Here is a 17,550-nt window from a genome sequence, read left to right as displayed (position 1 = left end):
AAAACAATACTTAATTTATTTAATATTTATATTAATATTATTAATGTTTCCCTTGACTTTTATAAATATTAGTATTATTATAAGGTTAAAGAGGATTAAATACTTAATTTAATATTATTATTATACCCAAATTTATTATTATAGTTTAATTAAATAAGTATTTTCTCTATTTCACCATATTAGGAGGGTTTTTATGGAGAATAGTATTAAAGAAATATTGAATCAACTGGATAAGGGAGATATAAAACATAAAGAGGCAATAAAATTGATGAAGATGATAAACATTAATACTAACACCGTTAAAAAGAAGGCTTCTAGATTGAAAATCACCGTAATAGATGAAGAACAGTCCATAAAAATACCTGCTATACCTTTTGGCCTAATAACCTTTTTAATAGATATAGGTTTTGGTCTAAGCTCTATTGCTTTAAGATTTGTTGATGATTTTGATGAAGATGTAAAAAGAATATTGGATTCCATAGATAGGAAAGATATTAAACAAGTATTTAGTGAGTTAAGGAAGCATGGCCCCTTTGATTTAGTAGATGTTCAAGATGGAGATAATACGGAAGTTAAAATAACCATACTTTAATAAATAGGGAGAGTGACAATATGAGAAGAGAAGTTTTAGGAAAGTGTCCAGTATGTGGAGAAGAATTGAAAGTAACAAGATTAAGTTGCAGTAATTGCTATACAAGTATTGAAGGAAGTTTTTCTTTATGTAAATTTTGTAAACTTTCTAATGAACAAAAATATTTTTTAGAAGCTTTTATTAGAAATAGGGGTAATATAAAAGAAATAGAAAAAGATTTAGGAATATCCTATCCAACTGTGAGAAATAAACTGGAAGATGTAATAGAAGCATTAGGATATAAACCTAAGTATAATGAACCTAAGGTAAATAAAAAGGAGATATTAAAAAAGCTAGATGAAGGAGAAATTACTTCTGAAGAAGCTATAAAACTTCTTAAAGGAGAGGAATAAGGGGGATTTAATATGAAAGATGAAAAATTAATGATATTATCTATGTTAGAGGAAGGTAAAATAACTAGCGAAGAAGCTATAAAACTATTAGAAGCATTAGAAGAAACGGAAAGCTTCATAGAATATGAGTCCACTGAAGACAATGAAGAAAAGTTTATTGACATAGACAAAACTAAGGAAAAGCTAGAAGTGTTAGAAAAAAATATTAAAGACAAAGGGAAGAAAGCAGAAAGTTTAGGAATAGACTTAGGTAATAAATTAGCGAATACTTTTAGTAATTTATTCAGCACAGGAAATCCCTTTAATCTTCTAGGAAACTATAAAGTAATAAATACCAAGATTGAAAAAGATATCTCTTATATGGATAACCCTACAATCCACTTAAAATCAATTAATGGTGGTATTAACTTGAAAAGTTGGGAAAAAGAAAAGTTATTAATTAAAATCGTTTATCAGTATAAAAATAATAATTATGCTAAAGATGATAAGTTTTATGATTTGTCCGAAGAAAATAATAAGATAATATTTGAACCCATATATGCCAATAATGTAATGATGAATTTAGATGTATATTTGCCTGATAGATATTACGAAGAAATAAACTTAAATACATCTAATGGTAAAATTCAGGTAGAAAATTTAAATTTAGGACTACTTGGCTGTAATACAACTAATGCCTCTATTTCTTTAAAGGATGTTGTAGGAAAAAACATTGACTTGTCAACTAAAAACGGAAGAATCAATTTAATAGATATTTCCTCTCCCACATTAAAGGCAATTAGTACTAATTCAAATATTGTACTAGAAGATATTAATAGCGATAACTTAATAGTTTCTACTAAAAATGGGAGAATTACACTTTCTGATATATCAGCAAATAATATCTCTGGTAATACTTCCAATAGTTCCATTGAAATCAATGATATAAGCAGCAAGGTAGTTAAACTAACTACGTCTAACGGAAGGATAACATGTAGAGATTTAGATAGCGAAAAAATTAGCAAATTGAAACTTTCTACCTCTAATTCAACTATTGATGTAGAAATAGGTAAATTAAATAAAATGAGTTCTTTTCACCTAGAGACTTCTTTAGGAAATATTGATTTAGATATACCAGACCTTGTATATAAGGTCAACAGGCAGGTAAGTTTAGGCATAAAAAAGATAATTGCTCATAGTGCTAATTTCGATGAAAAAGAAGAACATTTTGTTTTAGATGCTTCTACTTCTAACGGTTCAATAAAAATTAGATAGGGGGGGTTTAAATGACGGATTTTAAAGAGGAAAAATTGCAAATTTTGAAAATGGTAGAAGACGGTAAGATTACTAGTGAAGAAGGTATAGAATTATTAGAAGCTCTAAATGAAACAAAAGTCAGCTATAGGGAAAGTCAAAAGGCTAAATGGTTAAAAATAAAAGTCTTTGAACCAGATGATAGTACTAAAGTAAATGTGACCATACCCGTAGCTTTGATAGATGTAGGTATGAAGATAGCTGGTAAAGTAGCTCCTAATTTTGTACCAGAGTTAAAAGAATCTGGTCTTGATGAAATGGATTTAAAGGAAGTATTTGAAGCTATAAAGGATGGAGCTTCTGGGAAACTAGTTGATATAGAAAGTGAAAATGGTGAGAAAGTCGAGATAATAGTAGAATAATCCCAAGCTTGGGATTATTCTTTTAATTTTATTATATTATATATGATTTTTATTCCTAACCCTATTAATATTATTGGTATTAAATAGGATATGAATTTCCAAAATCCAAATTGAATCATTGTCTTAGATGATATTAGAAATAGTATAGAGACCACTGCCATAATCCAAGCCAGATGTTTAGGCCATTCTACTCCAGAACTTCTATATCCTATTATATATATAATGTAAAAAGAGATTCCAAATAATAGGAATAGAGACCAATTTGCATCAGAATAAGCTAATTCTTCAATTAAATTATATGTTCCTAAAGCAGGCAAAATCAAACCAATTATCAAAAACCCCTTATTTTTCTGTCTAAAATATAATACCAAGGATAAAATGCCAAATATCCATAAAAACAGGAAGCTCTTAACATCTATATTAGTGAAAATATATTTATTTAATATGGAAATTAGTGAAATACCCAATAGCGCCAATCCAGATATCAAATATCCCATATGCTTTTGATTAAAAAATCCTATAATAAGCCCTATAGACAGTAGAAATAAAACCCAATCAAAATTCAATACTTTTAAATTCAATAGCAGAAATAAAACACCAACAAATATAAGCAATAGACCAAAAGAATAACTGTTTCTCTTCATAATATCCCTCCTATTTAGATAAAGGTTTCATTAGAAAAAATTCAAATCCAAATCTAAATTCCTTAAATAATTAAGAATTATTGAATCATATACGCTATTTCCAATAAAAGATTGAGGCAAAATAGAAACTATTGGAGATAGGATTAAGTTTAATAAATATATTATAAACAATCCTTCTATTAATCCAAATATTAAACCTCCTGTTTTATTTAACTGTTTTAGTACTGGTGTATCTAAAAGGAACGAAAAAAGTCCTAAAATCAAACTTATCAATATATTAGCTAAACAGAATACCAGTATCATTGCAGAAATTGTTACAACTATTCTTAGTAATCCTGTAGAAAATAAATGGGAAAGGTAATTTGCCTCTTCTTCTATTTTAGAATGAAATAGTATCTTCAAAATCACTTCAGTTATACCTTTAAATATATTATACACCTTAGGATTATTAATTATATACCCATAAACAACGGGATAATATATTCTTGTAATTATTACAGCCAATATTACCTGTATAATATTAAATATTGATAAAATAAAACCTAACCTTAATCCCTTTGTTGTTGTATATATTAAAATAAAGATAACAACTATATCTAACCAGTTCATATATATTACCACCAAGCCTTAAATCTTATTATAATAAAATTATATCAATTTTGTTTTTGTAAACCACAAAAAGTTTTTGTGCTCCTTGAGTAACACTAAGCATAGAATCCTCAGATTTATATTTAAAAACTTCTTCTCCTTCTTTTAATCCAATAATATAATTGTTTCCATATAATATTAGGTATTTTTCAAAAGGAATAATTTTTTTATATTCCTCTATAAAGGATTTTTTTTCTACAGTTCTTCCATCAAAAGAAATAGTTTCTAAAATATTACCATGCAATATATGAATGTTTTCCTCATCCATATTTATATCTTTAATAAGTTGAAACTGCTTTTTCCATAAAATATTTCCATCATTTAACAAATACATCCCCTTGTCTGACAACACAATTAAATTATCTTCATCAATGAAATTCGTATACAAAACAATTTCATTGTCTAAAGAAGCAGTCCATAAAAATTCACCTTCAAGACCATAAGTTTGAATTTCAGATTTTAAATTCTCCCCCTTCAAATTTAATGTAGAGAGAGCATATCTTTTATTGTTTTCACCTATAGAATAAGTTAATATATTGTGGTTTTCCACTAATTTTTCTCCTATTGGTTGTCCATTACTATCTAATATCTTAATAACTTCTCTATCCCCTTCTTTTATATGCACCAAAATATTTTCAGCTCTTTTATCTATATTATATACTTTCCCATTTAGTTGAAACTTTTCTATTGTTTCTCCTTTTGGATTTAAAGAATAAACTTGGCCCATTGATCTTTCGCATATAAAAATTCCTTCTTCACCAAAATAAGCCATGGGTTCTTCTATATTAAATTCCTTTTGCCATTCTAAATTACCATCCAGTTTTAATCTTCTTAACTTATTATCTCCCCATACCACAATACTTCCATCATAAAAAGCTATCTGGTCTATATTAATATCTATAGGAATAGATTTTTCCAACTTTAATTCCTTATTTCTAATCTTTGAAGTTTTTATAAAATTAATAAATTTTTCCTGATTGTCCCTTCTTGAAAACAACAATATAATTCCAATAAAAATTATTATTAAAAACTTAAAACCAGTATTCTTCTTTTGTTTTGGATTCATAAAATCACCTCATATTATAATAATTCGTTATATTTTAATAATATCCTTTAAAATATTTGTGAATATTTTAATATCTGATATAATAAATGTACCCATACATTTTAAAAGGAGGTAAAAATATTGTTAATTGACAAAAACTTAAATACTCCTTTATATATACAACTTTATGAAAATATTAGAAATTTAATTGAAGAAGATAATTATAAAGAGGGAGATAAACTCCCCTCTATTAGAAGTTTAGCAAAAAAACTTGATGTAAATAATATTACAGTTGTAAATGCCTATAAACTATTAGAACAAGAGGGCTATATTTATTCTATTAAGGGTAGTGGAACTTATATAAGGAAGACTAGTTATGATATGGATATTTCTTACATGGAAGATGGAGATATTGAATTGATGATAGGAGGAGTTCTGCCTATATCAAAAAATAGTATTAATCTTGCTTCTGTATCTCCTACTCCTGAAATTTTTCCTATAGAAGAATTTAAACAATCTTTAATTGAAGTATTGGATAGAGATAAGGGAAATGCCTTTGTATATCCTGAAATTAATGGATATGAGCCTTTTCGGGAATCCATTTCCTCATTTTTATATGAAAATTATAATATGTCCGTTGATAAAAGCCAAATACAAGTAATCTCTGGTGGACAGCAAGGAATAGATATAATAGCAAAAACTTTAATATCTCAAGGGGATTGTATTTTTGTTGAAAATCCTACTTATTCAGGAGCAATTGCAGCTTTTGAGTCTAGAGGAGCCAAAATAATGGGAATCCCCATGCTAGAAGATGGATTGGATTTACAAGTATTTAATAAATATATTAGAAGATATAAACCTAAATTTTTATATATGATGACTAATTATCAAAGTCCTACCACCTACTCTTATAGTGAAGATAAGAAGAGAGAGCTTATTAACCTTAGCAAAGAATATAATTTTTATATTATTGAAGACGATTTTTTGACAGACTTAAATTATGATGATAATAAAAAAGCTCCACTTAAATCAATGGATAGCTTAGATCAAGTTATATATATAAAAAGTTTTTCAAAGATTTTTATGCCAGGAGTAAGGATTGGTTTTATGACAGTACCACAAAAGCTTTTCAAGGATATAGTAAGAGTTAAACATACTACAGATATTTCTTCATCCGGGTTTTTACAGAGAGCCTTTGACCTCTATTTAAGAAAAGGATATTGGAAAGAACATATGAATACCATAAAAGAAGTATATACCAAAAAATACAATATTATGGTAAATGAATTAGAAAAATTAAATAAATATGGTGTAAAATTCATTAAACCCAATGGTGGGCTTAGCATCTGGGTTAAACTACCAAAAGATATAGATGCCGTAGAACTTTATAATGAATGTGGTGAAAACAATGTAGCTTTAGTACCAGGCAAAATATTTTTTGTTGATGATAGTATATATTCTAACTATATTCGCCTAAGCTTTGGAGCTGTATCTAGCCAAGAAATAACTCAAGGTATAAAAACTATAGAAAAATATATTAGAAAAAAATACAAGGAAGATAGCAATGAATATCTACCTTTTGTGTAATATCCATCCTAAGTACAATCCTGTTATCCTGAGCATAGCGAAGGATCTTAAACCCAAGATTCTTCGACTTCATTAATGTATTTAAATAGGTGTGCCTATAACCTTCGCCTCAGAATAACAGTTTTAAGACAGTCTATTGTCATATTCAATTTTTATTCCTTCATAAAATCCATTATAATGGAAATATAATCTTCAGGCTTTTCAAACATAGAAGCATGACCTACACCTTCTATGATTATCCATTTAGAATTTTCTATTTTTTGATGAATTAATTGTTGATATTTAATGGGAGTTATAATATCTAATTCTGAACTTATGATTAAAGTAGGAACTTTAATGTTTTTAATTATATGAGAAACATTGAAATCTCTTGCACTATCCAAAGATCTTTTAAACCTTCCATACCATTTTTCATCTAAAATTTTAGAGAGAATTCTTGCCTTTTCTTTTATGTCTTCATAATTTATTTCATAATAGTTATAGGAATACATATAGGGCAGAGCTATACTAGAAAAAATATTTCCATCAAGGGTAGACGCAGCATAAATCCAAGCTTTTCCTATATCATTCATAATCTTTGTAGTATAGCTATCTGTATTAGATAACATTAAAGTTTTTACTTTATATTCATATTTTAATGTAAAGGTAAGGGCTACCTTTCCTCCATAAGACATACCCAATAAATGAATATTTTCAAGTTTAAGTTTATCTAAAAACTCTTTCAAAAAATCAGCTTGAGTCTCTACTGTATATTCCTCTTCATGGCTATCAGATTTCCCTTGATCTATTAGATCTACAACTATCATCCTATAATCTTTAGATATAGTTCGAATAAAAGGAGACCAACTATTTGTACTCATCATAACTCCATTTAGAAATACTATAGGCTCTCCATGGCCATATTCTTTATAATAGATTTTCTTATTATTTATAGTTATATAAGGCATTTCATCAGCTCCTGTTTAGTTTATAATATTAGTATATCAAAAAAACCGAAGATAAACTCCGGTTTTATATAACAACTCCCCCGTCAACACTTAGAACTGTTCCAGTAATAAAACTTGCTTCATCGGAAGCTAAATAAAGATAAGCATTAGCTATATCCTCTGGGGTACCTAATCTTTGTAGTACAGATTTCTCCTTCATCATATCTAATACCTTTTCTGGCATTTTTGCTGTCATTTTAGTTAAAATAAATCCTGGTGCCACTGCATTTACTCTTATCCCTTTTCTTCCCAATTCTTTAGCCCATGTTTTAGTCATACCTATTACCCCCCATTTGGAGGCAGCATAATTGGTTTGTCCAAAGTTTCCATATATGCCTACTACACTAGCTGCGTTTAATATTACTCCATTTCTTTGCTCTACCATATGTCTTGACACTATTTGCCCACAATTAAATACTCCTTTAAGATTAATATCCATGACTCTATCCCATTGTTCTTCTTTCATTTTTATTAATGTTGCATCCATTGTTATTCCAGCATTGTTCACCAGTATATCAATTTTGGAAAACTCTTTTATTACTTTGTCAGTTACTTCTTCTATTTCCAGTCTATTAGTAACATCTACTTTATATGTTTTTGCTATACCTTCTAATTTACTTATTTCTTCTGCGGTCTTATTAGCTTCTTCTAAATTTATATCCCAGATTGCTACCTTTGCCCCTTCTCCAGCAAATTTAATAGCCGTTTCTTTACCTATTCCACTGCCTCCACCTGTAATTATAGCTGTTTTATCTTTTAATCTCATGATATTCCCCCCATCTAATAGTCGTTGCTGCCCAAGTATATCCTGTGCCAGCACCTAGCATTACTGCTAAATCTCCTTCCTTTATTCTACCTAACCTCTTCCCCTCGACTATGGATATAAAAGCATCAGCAGATTGACAATGGCCATAGTCTTCTAATACAAAAGAGTTTTCTTCAGATAGATTAAATCTCTCAAGAATATTTTCTAATATTGACCTTTTCATAAATATTGGTGCAATAAAATCTATATCTTTATTTGTATAACCACTTTTTTTAACAGACTTTTCTATTACAGATACGAAATTTTCTAAGGTAATAGGATCTAGTCTTTCTTTCATAGACTGAGGATCTTTAACATCTAACATTATTGGATTTTTATCTATTAAACTAAAGTCCATTATATTATTGTTTCCAATATTATAAACGGCTACATCATCTGCAAAACTTCCATCAGTTATCATATGAGTTTCTAATATAATATTTTTTTTATATCCTTTCTGTAATAATGCAGCACTGGCACCATCGCCAAAATTGAACATAAACCTAGATTTTTCGTTTTCATAATTAACTATGGAAGTTTCTTTTGATGAGGATACCAATAGCACGTTGTTTATATCTGGGTCGTTTAACATAATACTCTTTAAAATTTGTAATGAAAGAACTCCAGCAGAGCATAAAGAATGTATTTCAAAGGCATTTGCATTTTTAGCACCTATTAAATGTTGGATTTTAGCTGCAATATTCATCAAGTAATAATCTTTAAATTCACTGCCACAATATACAACTAAATCTAAATCTAGTGGATCAAAATTCTTCAATATTTTATTGGAAGCTTTAATACCCATATCAGATACGGATTCTTCCTGGCTAGCCTTATGTTTTTTTATTATCCCAAATTTATTTTCTATAACATCTTTGGGAATACCAGATTTCTTAGAAATCATACTGCTATCTTCTATTTCTTCTGGCACGTATATTTGAATATCCTTGATGCCCACAACTTCGTCATAATTCATCTTATTTCCTCCTTATTCATCTATTGTTCCATATAGTTTAACAACTGTTGATATTTCAATTTTACCTACATTATTCTTAGGTATTTCTTCAATAAATTGTATATATTTTGGTACTTTATAACTTGCCAATTGTTTTTTCAATCTAGAAATAATATTTTCTTTTGAAATCATCATACCAGGCTTTAAAGATATTACAGCTTTGCCCACTTCTCCACTGGTAACAGCGCCTGCTGTTGCAGCTACTTCTAAGACCGATCTAAATCCCCCTGTTACTTTAAAAAATGCTATTATCATTATAAAACCTGCTATTACCATTACAAGTCCCTGAAATGCTTGGGTTAAGGCCCCACCAACTTCTCCACTTAATGCTGTATAAATAGTTAAAACCCCAAATATCAAAAATCCAGCAAGTATAGGATTTAACCCTAATAAATGCCCAAAAAGTTCTGAACCTGCTTTGATTTGAGAAGCTAAATAAGCAATACATCCAATAAAAATAATTAATGACATGAGAACTTTAATACCTTTATTATTATTAAACCTTAAGTCAGAAATATCTCCTAAGCTAGCAACAGGTCCAACTTCTGCCATAGCTCTAACCTTTTTACCTAATATAATGTATGCCATAGGAAAGGCTCCTGATGATAACATCCAAAATGTCATCGCATTTCCTGTTGAATAAATTATACCTGGAACACCAACTAAAGCAAAAGCACTAGCTACAGCAGCCATTGAAGAAAATCCCACCACAAAGGGACCAAACAGTCCGGTGCTTCCAAAGTATGCTTGTGCAGTAGTTGCCTTTTTCTTCGCCCACCAACCAATAATAAAAGAAACTACAATCATACCAAAAGAAAATAATGTAATTAATATTTTTGTGCTACCAGCCATTTAATTAACCTCCTTTTCCCCATCCATTTGCCCTACCTTATTTTTAAAATTGTTCCAATCTTCATCTGAAAGCCATAGATCTTTATAAAGTATAAAACCTAGGGTTAATGTAAGTACTCCACCAATCCAATAGGTTAGCACCGTCCATGCAAAAGAAGGATGAAAACCTAGTATTGTAAAACTTGGCATAGTTCCAGTAAATAACTTTGCATGATAGTCAGAAAGAATAAAACTTAAAACCCAAAGTATAGTCCACACCATAAGAGGATACATAAATAATTTTTTATTTAGTGCCCCCTCTTTAGCTGCACCTAGAGACATATAAACCAACATAAGAAATACCCCCAAAATCATCCCTAAAATATATTGTCCCTTCCACCCACATATGGTAATTACAACCCATAATATAGTTGTCAAAATAATCATAGATGTAATTTTTTCTTTAAATTTCACCTTTATCCCCCTTATTTTTTTATTAACATGAAACATGAACCATATTTCATGTTCAGTTTTATATTACCATGAAAACGTTTCTTTGTCAATTCAAATTTGGATTTTTCTGAAAATTCGTTAAAAATAATAAGTGGTTTCCTTTTAAATTAGGAAAAGGAAACCACTTATTATTTCAAGTTTTAAATAAAATATACTATTAATAAAATCAAATACTATATAAATATTCCAGATTTCATAAACCTCATAATATCATCGATTACTTCATCAGGTACAGGTTCATCGTTAAAAATTACCCATTTAAGTCCTATGAAATTAGTTATACCTATAAGACAATAGGCTAAAGTCAAAGGGTTAATGTCAACCATTTCGTTATTTTTCTGAGCATCTTCTATTCTTTTAACATACCTATTTGCAAAATTATCATAGTATTCTTTGAATAATTTTTCATCAACAAATTGAGCTTCCCATATTATTTTATATAAACCTATATGTTTTCTTGCAAAATCAAAGAAAACTCTAAATCCTATTCGTTCTTCCTCATATCGATTTCTGCAATCCTTAGTTGCAATGGCAATTTCTTTCCTAAGATTGTAACTTAAATCTTCAAGTAAATATCTAAAAATACTTATTTTATCTTTGAAATAAATATATACTGTACCAGGGGCTACTTCAGCTTTTTGAGCAATCTCTGTTATTGAAGTATTGTAATAACCTTTTTGGCTAAATAATTCTTCCGAAGCTCTGCATATTCTATCCATTGTTTCTTTGCCTCTAGCTGTCTTGGGAATATTTACATCACTCAACTATTACACTCCTTATCTGCTAATGTATTATCTTCTTATACCGATAAGCTATCATGGCTTAATTATAGCAAAACCTTTATTAATAATCAATAACCTAACCCCTCACCAAAATAGATATCATGATTCCAAATCCAATTGCTCCAAATATTGGATATATTATTCTCACTAGATTAGCAAAACCTACTTTAGCTAATGGAATAGCAGATAAACAAAAGAAAGCTGTTGATATCAATTGACTTTTACCTTTAGATACTCTATTCATAAATCCAAATCCATTAGCTAAAGCTGTAGTAAACATAGCTATCCATAGAATAATGGAATATAATTTCCTATAATTTTTCCCTATATAATTACATATCTTAATCATAGGAATATCTAAATTAAATACTTCATTGTAATATATAAACATAGAGTTTAATATAGATATTCCTAGGATAGATAATAAAATGCCTCCTATAGTACCTCCTAATAGAGCAGTTTTTTTGTTATTAATTAATGGGAACAAAGATGAAAACACTATGATGATTATTAAAGAATTGGATCCAAAATATAAAAAAGAAGATGTTATAAAATTACCTTTACTAGTTATATTAGCTCCTTGAATATGAGAAAAACCATATCCTTCTCTTATATTCAAATAAATAGATGTAAATATTATCCCAATAATAAGCAAAGGTACTAATAGAGAGTTGATAAAAGATAAACCTTGTAGGCTAAATAAAAAAACTATAAAAACACAAACTACCATTACAATAACTCCAAAATTAAAGGAAAGCCCCAATTCTTCTTTGAATATAGCTCCTGATCCAGCTATCATTACACTAAATCCAGTATATAGGGAAAAAATCATTATGGTATCCAATAGAAATCCAAATTTTTTACCAAATAGGTTAATTACCAATTCATCAAAACCTTTTATTTTATTATTATAAATCTTTATTAATAGTAAACTTCCTATTAGAGAAAATAGTAATCCAGATATAATCATACCCCAAATACCTTTGGATCCATAAATTCCGAAGAATTCAATAATCTCTCTGCCAGAAGCAAATCCAGCTCCTATTACCGTACCTATATATATAGATGCAATTTTAACCCAATTTTTCATCTAATGCCCCCTTCCTGCTAATTAATAATATTAGAAAGAAGGCTTATCCTATAACTAAAAAACATGTAAAATCTTAAATACTTAATTATCCTATTTTTATAAATGTAATCTCCCCAATATTTTTTCTCTTTCTTAGAGGAAGATATATATCTTCCTCTAAGAAAATTGATTAATATTTAACCTTAAAAACAGTCTGCTCTTTAACATCTGCAGTTAATGCATCTAACGCTACTCCAACTCTATGATATCTTAACTTCCACTGTTCATCCTTTGATGTATTTGGATCTCCTAATGGATATGGTATTGATATGGTTGGAACTATCTTGTTTGAACCAACAGTTTTAGCAACGGGGATTAAATTGGCCATTTGTACTATAGGTATACCTGCTTTTTCTATCTCTTTAACAATTGTTGCACCGCAACGTGTACAAGTACCTCAAGTAGAAGTCAATATTACCCCATCAACATCTGCTTCTTGTAAGTCAGCTACTATTTCTTTACCCATTCTAGAAGCTTCTCCTTGGGTTGTCCCTGTTCCAACAGTAGCATAAAAGTAATCATGCATCTTCCCAATTTTTCCTTCTTTTTCATAAGTTTTCAAAGCATCTAATGGAACTATAACATTTGGGTCTGCATTTGCAGCAGCAGGATCAAATCCAGCATGAATAGTTTTAAACACTCCTGATTCTAATCTATCTATATTTGATACATCATATTTACCCCATCTAGTTGCAGAAGCAGATTGAATTCTATCTGGATTGTCAACAGGTACTATACCACCGGAAGTTACTATGGCAATTTTTGCTTTTGTCAAATCTTTTATTGGTTCAGCTACAGGTACCATATCTTGTTCTGGTATAGGAAGTTCTGTTTGAAATTCTTTTCCATGTACTTTTTTTAAAAGCATATCTATAACCCGATCTGCAGCTGTTACAGGAGGATTTAACCAAACTTGGCGTCTAATTCCTCTTCCATAATAACCTTCTTCATCAGCAGAAAGAAGTTCTTCACCATTTAATATTTTGTTGCCAAAAGTCGCCATTTTTTTTATGTCTTTTCTCATAGCAGCAGCACTTGCACCGCCTTTAAATATATAAATATGGCTTCTAAACATTTCTACTCCTGGATTTTCTTCATTCATTGAGGAGATAACTTGTACATTAAATCTTTCTTTTACAGCTTTGCCAATGTGACCACAAGCGCTACCATATCTACCTGCTCTAAATGCTGGTCCTGCAAAGAATATATCGAATTCCTTATCTTCTAAATATCCTAATATTGTTTCTATGGCTTCACCTGTATTAGAACCCATATAGTTATCACCACAAATAATTGTATGTGTAACTTCTACTCCTTCTCCAAGTTGTTTTTGTAATTCCATTGCTGGACCTACTAAACCTTCTTTTATTTCAGGAGAAAAGTCTGCTTTATCTTCTCCTCCAATTTGTCCGAAAAATTGATTTACATAAAGTATTGCTTTTTTCAATTATCACACCTCCTTAAAATTCTTTCATAGTTTTTGTTGACCAGCCCACAACTTGATCTCCACAAAACATGGAGTTATTTTCCATTATTATGGAACCGTCTTGTCTTACAGATGGTCCAAGGATTTCGTCTCCTGCCCATCCACCAGCAAATCCATCTCTACCTAAGGATTCTAACTCCCCTAATACAGTCTCCATAGGAGGAAGCTCTATAAGCTGAGACACATCTCCACATGATACAATAGCGTCTGCTATTAAATCTAAAGAAACCAATGGTTGAGATTTTCCATCTCTACCTGTACATTCATTGGTTAATCCAACAGTTTTAACTCCTACATTTTCTAAAGCAACTATACATGCTATAAAGTCTGCATCTGGGTTTCCATATCCTTCTTCTGCAACAATCGCACTATCTGCACCTAAAGATTTAGCTAATTGAGCAACAAATAGAGCAGCTCTTTCTTTTTGATCTGAAGCAACATTTAAATTGGACATTATAATGCCTAAAAAATTCAATGTCTTTCCATGTTCCTCATATAATCTTTTAATCATAGGAAAGTTTTGAAAATCATATGTTGACCATTTAGATGAACAAGGCATAAAACTACCGGATATTATTGCCCCATCTAAAATTTCATTTGGATGCATGAAAGTTGGTAACATTCTATTAGCATCCCAACCATATATTAAATCATTGTATCCTAGTTCTTCCATTTGAGATTGAGGTTGAAGTACTAATACAACAGATGGTAGTTTATTTAAATTATCAGAACGTTCTAGAATCGGCTCTAGCTCAAAAGTTTCTATTTCTTCTGGTTCTAAATCTTTAACACAGGAACCAATGTATTCTGCTAATCTCATTCCAGCCCATCTTAAAGCTCTATTTTTCTTTTGTTGTTCTCTTTTTTCAAATTCCTCGTCAGTATCCGCCACTAATACAACATTTTTTAGCTGAGAAAAATATGTATATTTTTCTCCTTCTCCACTCATATCTATTAAACCATCTTGGAAGCCACCCCAATGTTTTCCTACAACTATCACGCTACAATCTTTTAAAGCTAATGTTCTACCGCTACCTGCATTCATTAAATCACCAGTGACTCCTGGAAATACTGGTCCACCTTCTACTCTAGTCCTTGGCTCTATTGCTTCCTTTACTGGTACTAATCTTACTTTATCTCCTGGTTTTACTATAAATAAATCTGCTTCTGTTATATGTTCATCTTCTTTTACCACATTTAATGCATCAGTTTTGTTAATAGTTAATATGCCTTCTGAATAAGAAGTTTTGTCGCCAAAAACAATATCTTTTACGTAAAAATTACCTAGCTCAAGTTTCATTTTAAACGCTCCTTTCACTATTGCTGAAATTTACAATATTAAATTAAATATTGTAAATTTCCTTATTTGTATAATAACATAATCATGATTATATTTCAATCATGATTATTATTTGCCTATCTATTTATTTATTGTCTATTTTTGAATATTGTGATATTATACATACAGTCCATATTTTAAAAATATACTAAAATAATAATTTGACAGGTGAGATATATGGAAAAAAGAAAAATACGACGAAAAAGAACTATGACACATTTCATAGATGCAGCTGATAAAATTATTAAAGAAGAAGGTATTAATAAAATTACAATTAGAAAAGTAGCAGATAAAGCTGGATATAATAGTGCTACCATATATAATTATTTTGAAAACTTAGATCATTTAATACTTTTTGCTGCTATGCGTTATATAAAAGATTATTCCCTTGCTTTACCTGAGTACTTAAAGGATGCAAAAAATGCTTTAGATAAATTTTTCAAAGTATGGGAATGCTTTTGTCATTTCTCATTTAAAGATCCTGAAATATATTACGCAATCTTTTTTGCTAATTTAGATAAAGATCTTAAAGAATACATTATAGATTATTATAAATTATTTCCTGAAGAACTTGGAGTTCAACTAAAAGAGAATCAATTAGAAGAAACTCAATTAAAAAGTATTTCTACAATGTTACTTAGACACAATATATATGAGAGAGGAATGGCTACCATAAATGAATGTGTTAAAGAGGGGTTTATAAGAGCAGAAGATTCTGAAACTCTTAATGAGATGGGAACTCTTTTATATGAAGGTATTTTATTACAATTAATAAATGGAAAAATCAACTATGATGAAGCTGTAGAAAATACTATGAAATATATTAAAATTGTTATTGAGTCGCTTCTAATCAAGTAAAAACCCTTAAAATAAAATTATTGATACTTAATCTAAATGTTTTATCTATGTATTTAGCAGCATTCAACTAGAAATATTAATTTGAATATATTAATGCATATGACATTATTATATTTAACCCCTGCAGCTGTTGCTAATAATCAACTTATAACTTACGAGTTCAAGGTTGAAATTTATCAATTCTTGCATTAATGTAATGCTTTTCGCTTGATTCCTATTTTAAATTTTCAATTTCCGATTTGTAAGAATTAATTTCTAATCTTTTAATACATGTAGACCTATATTAAGCAAGGTATATACCTTGCTTAATATAGGCTTGTATTTTACTACATAAACATAGGAGCACCTGGTCCAAGACTTAACCCTAATAAGTACCAAATAAATAGTAATGCTAATAATCCAATCAAATACGCAATACTATATGGTAAGCATAAAGAAATAACCGTTCCCAAACCAACTTCTCTATCAGAATCAGTATTATACATTGCTAATAAACCCATAATAACTGGTACATAATAGTCAATAGGAGAAATAATATTCGTACAAGTATCTGCAATTCTATAAGTTGCTTGAGTTAGTGCAGGAGAAAGTCCTAACATAGAAAACATTGGTACAAAAATTGGTGCTATTATTAACCACTTTGCTGTACCACTTGTTATAAACAAATTGATTAAAGTACATATTAAAACAAATGCAAACAATAATGGATATCCTGAAATACTAAGAGATTTAAGCATTTCTCCACCCCAATAACCAATTATTGTTGAAATATTACTTGCACTAAATAACTCAATAAAGATTGAGGCTGGAAGAGCAATTACCATAAATCCTAATGCATTAGCAACACCTTTCTGCATATATTTTGGTACATCTTCCATATTTTCAATACTACCAGAACCTTTTCCGTATGCTATTGCTAAAGTGAAAAAGAAGAAAAATAATATACTAACAATACTACTTAATAATGGAGATTTTGGAAGCAAACCACCATCATCATTTCTGAATAATCCATTACTAGGTATCGTCAATGCAAGTACTATCAATATGAATACAATTGCTGCAATTCCTGTGTATTTTAACCCTTTTTTCTCTTCTTCAGTTACTTTTTGTTCTTCTAATTTGCTCTTATCAAGACTTGTTTCCATTTGTTTATGTTAATCTAAAAGTAGGCCACCATTTCAGTTGAAAACTGGTCCACCTTTAAAATATAATACCCCTATGAATAACTTTTTAGGGGGAGATG

At 29.5% G+C, this 17,550-nt stretch carries 19 protein-coding genes; 6 read left to right on the top strand and 13 right to left on the bottom strand.

The genetic code is table 11. The annotated features are described in order from the left end of the window. The first annotated feature begins 193 nt into the window (after window positions 1-193). Genes C3E90_RS09735 through C3E90_RS09720 form a run of 4 tightly spaced genes read left to right on the top strand, consistent with a single transcriptional unit; the run spans window position 194 to window position 2,639 of the window. Complete coding sequence (locus tag C3E90_RS09735; RefSeq protein WP_236915451.1) at window positions 194-592, top strand: DUF2089 domain-containing protein; 399 nt, start codon at window positions 194-196, stop codon at window positions 590-592. 20 nt (window positions 593-612) lie between these two features. Continuing rightward, window positions 613-984: a DUF2089 domain-containing protein gene (locus C3E90_RS09730; protein WP_236915450.1), complete on the top strand. Its 372-nt coding sequence runs from the start codon at window positions 613-615 to the stop codon at window positions 982-984. Window positions 985-996: 12 nt separating this feature from the next. Next, window positions 997-2,238, top strand: coding sequence for a DUF4097 family beta strand repeat-containing protein (locus C3E90_RS09725; RefSeq protein WP_236915449.1), 1,242 nt, complete (start codon window positions 997-999; stop codon window positions 2,236-2,238). An 11-nt stretch (window positions 2,239-2,249) separates the two neighbouring features. Further along, complete coding sequence (locus C3E90_RS09720) at window positions 2,250-2,639, top strand: SHOCT-like domain-containing protein (protein WP_236915448.1); 390 nt, start codon at window positions 2,250-2,252, stop codon at window positions 2,637-2,639. Window positions 2,640-2,653: 14 nt separating this feature from the next. Here C3E90_RS09720 and C3E90_RS09715 read toward each other — a convergent pair whose 3' ends face one another. From C3E90_RS09715 to C3E90_RS09705, 3 genes are read right to left on the bottom strand one after another with little or no spacing between them, the layout of a single operon-like run. Continuing rightward, on the bottom strand, window positions 2,654-3,283 hold the full coding sequence (locus C3E90_RS09715) for a hypothetical protein (protein ID WP_236915447.1): 630 nt from the start codon (window positions 3,281-3,283) through the stop codon (window positions 2,654-2,656). A gap of 30 nt (window positions 3,284-3,313) precedes the next feature. Then, window positions 3,314-3,892, bottom strand: a complete 579-nt coding sequence (locus C3E90_RS09710) for a CvpA family protein (protein WP_236915446.1) — start codon at window positions 3,890-3,892, stop codon at window positions 3,314-3,316. 28 nt (window positions 3,893-3,920) lie between these two features. Beyond that, a complete protein-coding gene (locus C3E90_RS09705) occupies window positions 3,921-4,997 on the bottom strand; it encodes a DUF5711 family protein (protein ID WP_236915445.1) in 1,077 nt (358 codons plus the stop codon). Between the two features lie 120 nt (window positions 4,998-5,117). Here C3E90_RS09705 and pdxR point away from each other — a divergent pair, with 120 nt between their 5' ends. Then, on the top strand, window positions 5,118-6,563 hold the full coding sequence (gene pdxR, locus C3E90_RS09700) for a MocR-like pyridoxine biosynthesis transcription factor PdxR (RefSeq protein WP_236915444.1): 1,446 nt from the start codon (window positions 5,118-5,120) through the stop codon (window positions 6,561-6,563). A gap of 152 nt (window positions 6,564-6,715) precedes the next feature. Here the strand turns inward: pdxR and C3E90_RS09695 are convergent, their stop codons facing one another. The 9 genes from C3E90_RS09695 to C3E90_RS09655 all read right to left on the bottom strand — a co-directional run bounded on the left by C3E90_RS09695 (window position 6,716) and on the right by C3E90_RS09655 (window position 15,410). Beyond that, the gene (locus C3E90_RS09695; RefSeq protein ID WP_236915443.1) at window positions 6,716-7,510 is read right to left on the bottom strand and encodes an alpha/beta fold hydrolase; all 795 of its coding nucleotides are present in this window, start codon (window positions 7,508-7,510) and stop codon (window positions 6,716-6,718) included. A gap of 64 nt (window positions 7,511-7,574) precedes the next feature. Next, the gene (gene fabG, locus C3E90_RS09690) at window positions 7,575-8,315 is read right to left on the bottom strand and encodes a 3-oxoacyl-[acyl-carrier-protein] reductase (RefSeq protein ID WP_236915442.1); all 741 of its coding nucleotides are present in this window, start codon (window positions 8,313-8,315) and stop codon (window positions 7,575-7,577) included. Further along, the gene (locus tag C3E90_RS09685; RefSeq protein WP_236915441.1) at window positions 8,299-9,330 is read right to left on the bottom strand and encodes a 3-oxoacyl-ACP synthase; all 1,032 of its coding nucleotides are present in this window, start codon (window positions 9,328-9,330) and stop codon (window positions 8,299-8,301) included. Before C3E90_RS09685 ends, fabG begins: the two co-directional genes overlap by 17 nt. Before the next feature lie 12 nt (window positions 9,331-9,342). Beyond that, a complete protein-coding gene (locus tag C3E90_RS09680; RefSeq protein WP_236915440.1) occupies window positions 9,343-10,221 on the bottom strand; it encodes a sodium:solute symporter family transporter in 879 nt (292 codons plus the stop codon). Then, entirely contained in the window at window positions 10,222-10,674 is a 453-nt protein-coding gene (locus tag C3E90_RS09675) for a hypothetical protein (protein ID WP_236915439.1), read from the bottom strand. A gap of 212 nt (window positions 10,675-10,886) precedes the next feature. After that, window positions 10,887-11,477 carry a TetR/AcrR family transcriptional regulator gene (locus C3E90_RS09670; RefSeq protein WP_236915438.1) on the bottom strand — a complete coding sequence of 197 codons (591 nt, stop codon included), beginning with the start codon at window positions 11,475-11,477 and terminating at the stop codon, window positions 10,887-10,889. A gap of 94 nt (window positions 11,478-11,571) precedes the next feature. Then, window positions 11,572-12,585 carry a YkvI family membrane protein gene (locus C3E90_RS09665; RefSeq protein WP_236915437.1) on the bottom strand — a complete coding sequence of 338 codons (1,014 nt, stop codon included), beginning with the start codon at window positions 12,583-12,585 and terminating at the stop codon, window positions 11,572-11,574. 169 nt (window positions 12,586-12,754) lie between these two features. After that, a complete protein-coding gene (grdH, locus tag C3E90_RS09660; RefSeq protein ID WP_236915436.1) occupies window positions 12,755-14,071 on the bottom strand; it encodes a betaine reductase selenoprotein B in 1,317 nt (438 codons plus the stop codon). A gap of 13 nt (window positions 14,072-14,084) precedes the next feature. Beyond that, complete coding sequence (locus tag C3E90_RS09655) at window positions 14,085-15,410, bottom strand: glycine/sarcosine/betaine reductase component B subunit (RefSeq protein WP_236915435.1); 1,326 nt, start codon at window positions 15,408-15,410, stop codon at window positions 14,085-14,087. A 216-nt stretch (window positions 15,411-15,626) separates the two neighbouring features. On the opposite strand from C3E90_RS09655, the gene C3E90_RS09650 reads away from it, so the two are divergent. Continuing rightward, window positions 15,627-16,307, top strand: coding sequence for a TetR/AcrR family transcriptional regulator (locus C3E90_RS09650; RefSeq protein ID WP_236915434.1), 681 nt, complete (start codon window positions 15,627-15,629; stop codon window positions 16,305-16,307). Window positions 16,308-16,633: 326 nt separating this feature from the next. Here C3E90_RS09650 and C3E90_RS09645 read toward each other — a convergent pair whose 3' ends face one another. Continuing rightward, window positions 16,634-17,452, bottom strand: coding sequence for an AbgT family transporter (locus C3E90_RS09645; protein WP_236915433.1), 819 nt, complete (start codon window positions 17,450-17,452; stop codon window positions 16,634-16,636). Between the last annotated feature and the right edge of the window lie 98 nt (window positions 17,453-17,550).

It is taken from the genome of Clostridium sp. Cult2 (genome assembly GCF_021655075.1).
Classification (GTDB): domain Bacteria; phylum Bacillota; class Clostridia; order Tissierellales; family Tepidimicrobiaceae; genus Schnuerera.
This window is presented reverse-complemented; position numbering and strand designations above follow the sequence as displayed.

Bases quoted from the DNA above. Each gene is read 5' to 3' on its own strand.
- C3E90_RS09735 (WP_236915451.1), top strand. From the start codon at position 194: ATGGAGAATAGTATTAAAGAAATATTGAATCAACTGGATAAGGGAGAT.
- C3E90_RS09730 (WP_236915450.1), top strand. From the start codon at position 613: ATGAGAAGAGAAGTTTTAGGAAAGTGTCCAGTATGTGGAGAAGAATTG.
- C3E90_RS09725 (WP_236915449.1), top strand. From the start codon at position 997: ATGAAAGATGAAAAATTAATGATATTATCTATGTTAGAGGAAGGTAAA.
- C3E90_RS09720 (WP_236915448.1), top strand. From the start codon at position 2,250: ATGACGGATTTTAAAGAGGAAAAATTGCAAATTTTGAAAATGGTAGAA.
- C3E90_RS09715 (WP_236915447.1), bottom strand. From the start codon at position 3,283: ATGAAGAGAAACAGTTATTCTTTTGGTCTATTGCTTATATTTGTTGGT.
- C3E90_RS09710 (WP_236915446.1), bottom strand. From the start codon at position 3,892: ATGAACTGGTTAGATATAGTTGTTATCTTTATTTTAATATATACAACA.
- C3E90_RS09705 (WP_236915445.1), bottom strand. From the start codon at position 4,997: ATGAATCCAAAACAAAAGAAGAATACTGGTTTTAAGTTTTTAATAATA.
- C3E90_RS09695 (WP_236915443.1), bottom strand. From the start codon at position 7,510: ATGCCTTATATAACTATAAATAATAAGAAAATCTATTATAAAGAATAT.
- fabG (WP_236915442.1), bottom strand. From the start codon at position 8,315: ATGAGATTAAAAGATAAAACAGCTATAATTACAGGTGGAGGCAGTGGA.
- C3E90_RS09685 (WP_236915441.1), bottom strand. From the start codon at position 9,330: ATGAATTATGACGAAGTTGTGGGCATCAAGGATATTCAAATATACGTG.
- C3E90_RS09680 (WP_236915440.1), bottom strand. From the start codon at position 10,221: ATGGCTGGTAGCACAAAAATATTAATTACATTATTTTCTTTTGGTATG.
- C3E90_RS09665 (WP_236915437.1), bottom strand. From the start codon at position 12,585: ATGAAAAATTGGGTTAAAATTGCATCTATATATATAGGTACGGTAATA.
- C3E90_RS09655 (WP_236915435.1), bottom strand. From the start codon at position 15,410: ATGAAACTTGAGCTAGGTAATTTTTACGTAAAAGATATTGTTTTTGGC.
- C3E90_RS09650 (WP_236915434.1), top strand. From the start codon at position 15,627: ATGGAAAAAAGAAAAATACGACGAAAAAGAACTATGACACATTTCATA.
- C3E90_RS09645 (WP_236915433.1), bottom strand. From the start codon at position 17,452: ATGGAAACAAGTCTTGATAAGAGCAAATTAGAAGAACAAAAAGTAACT.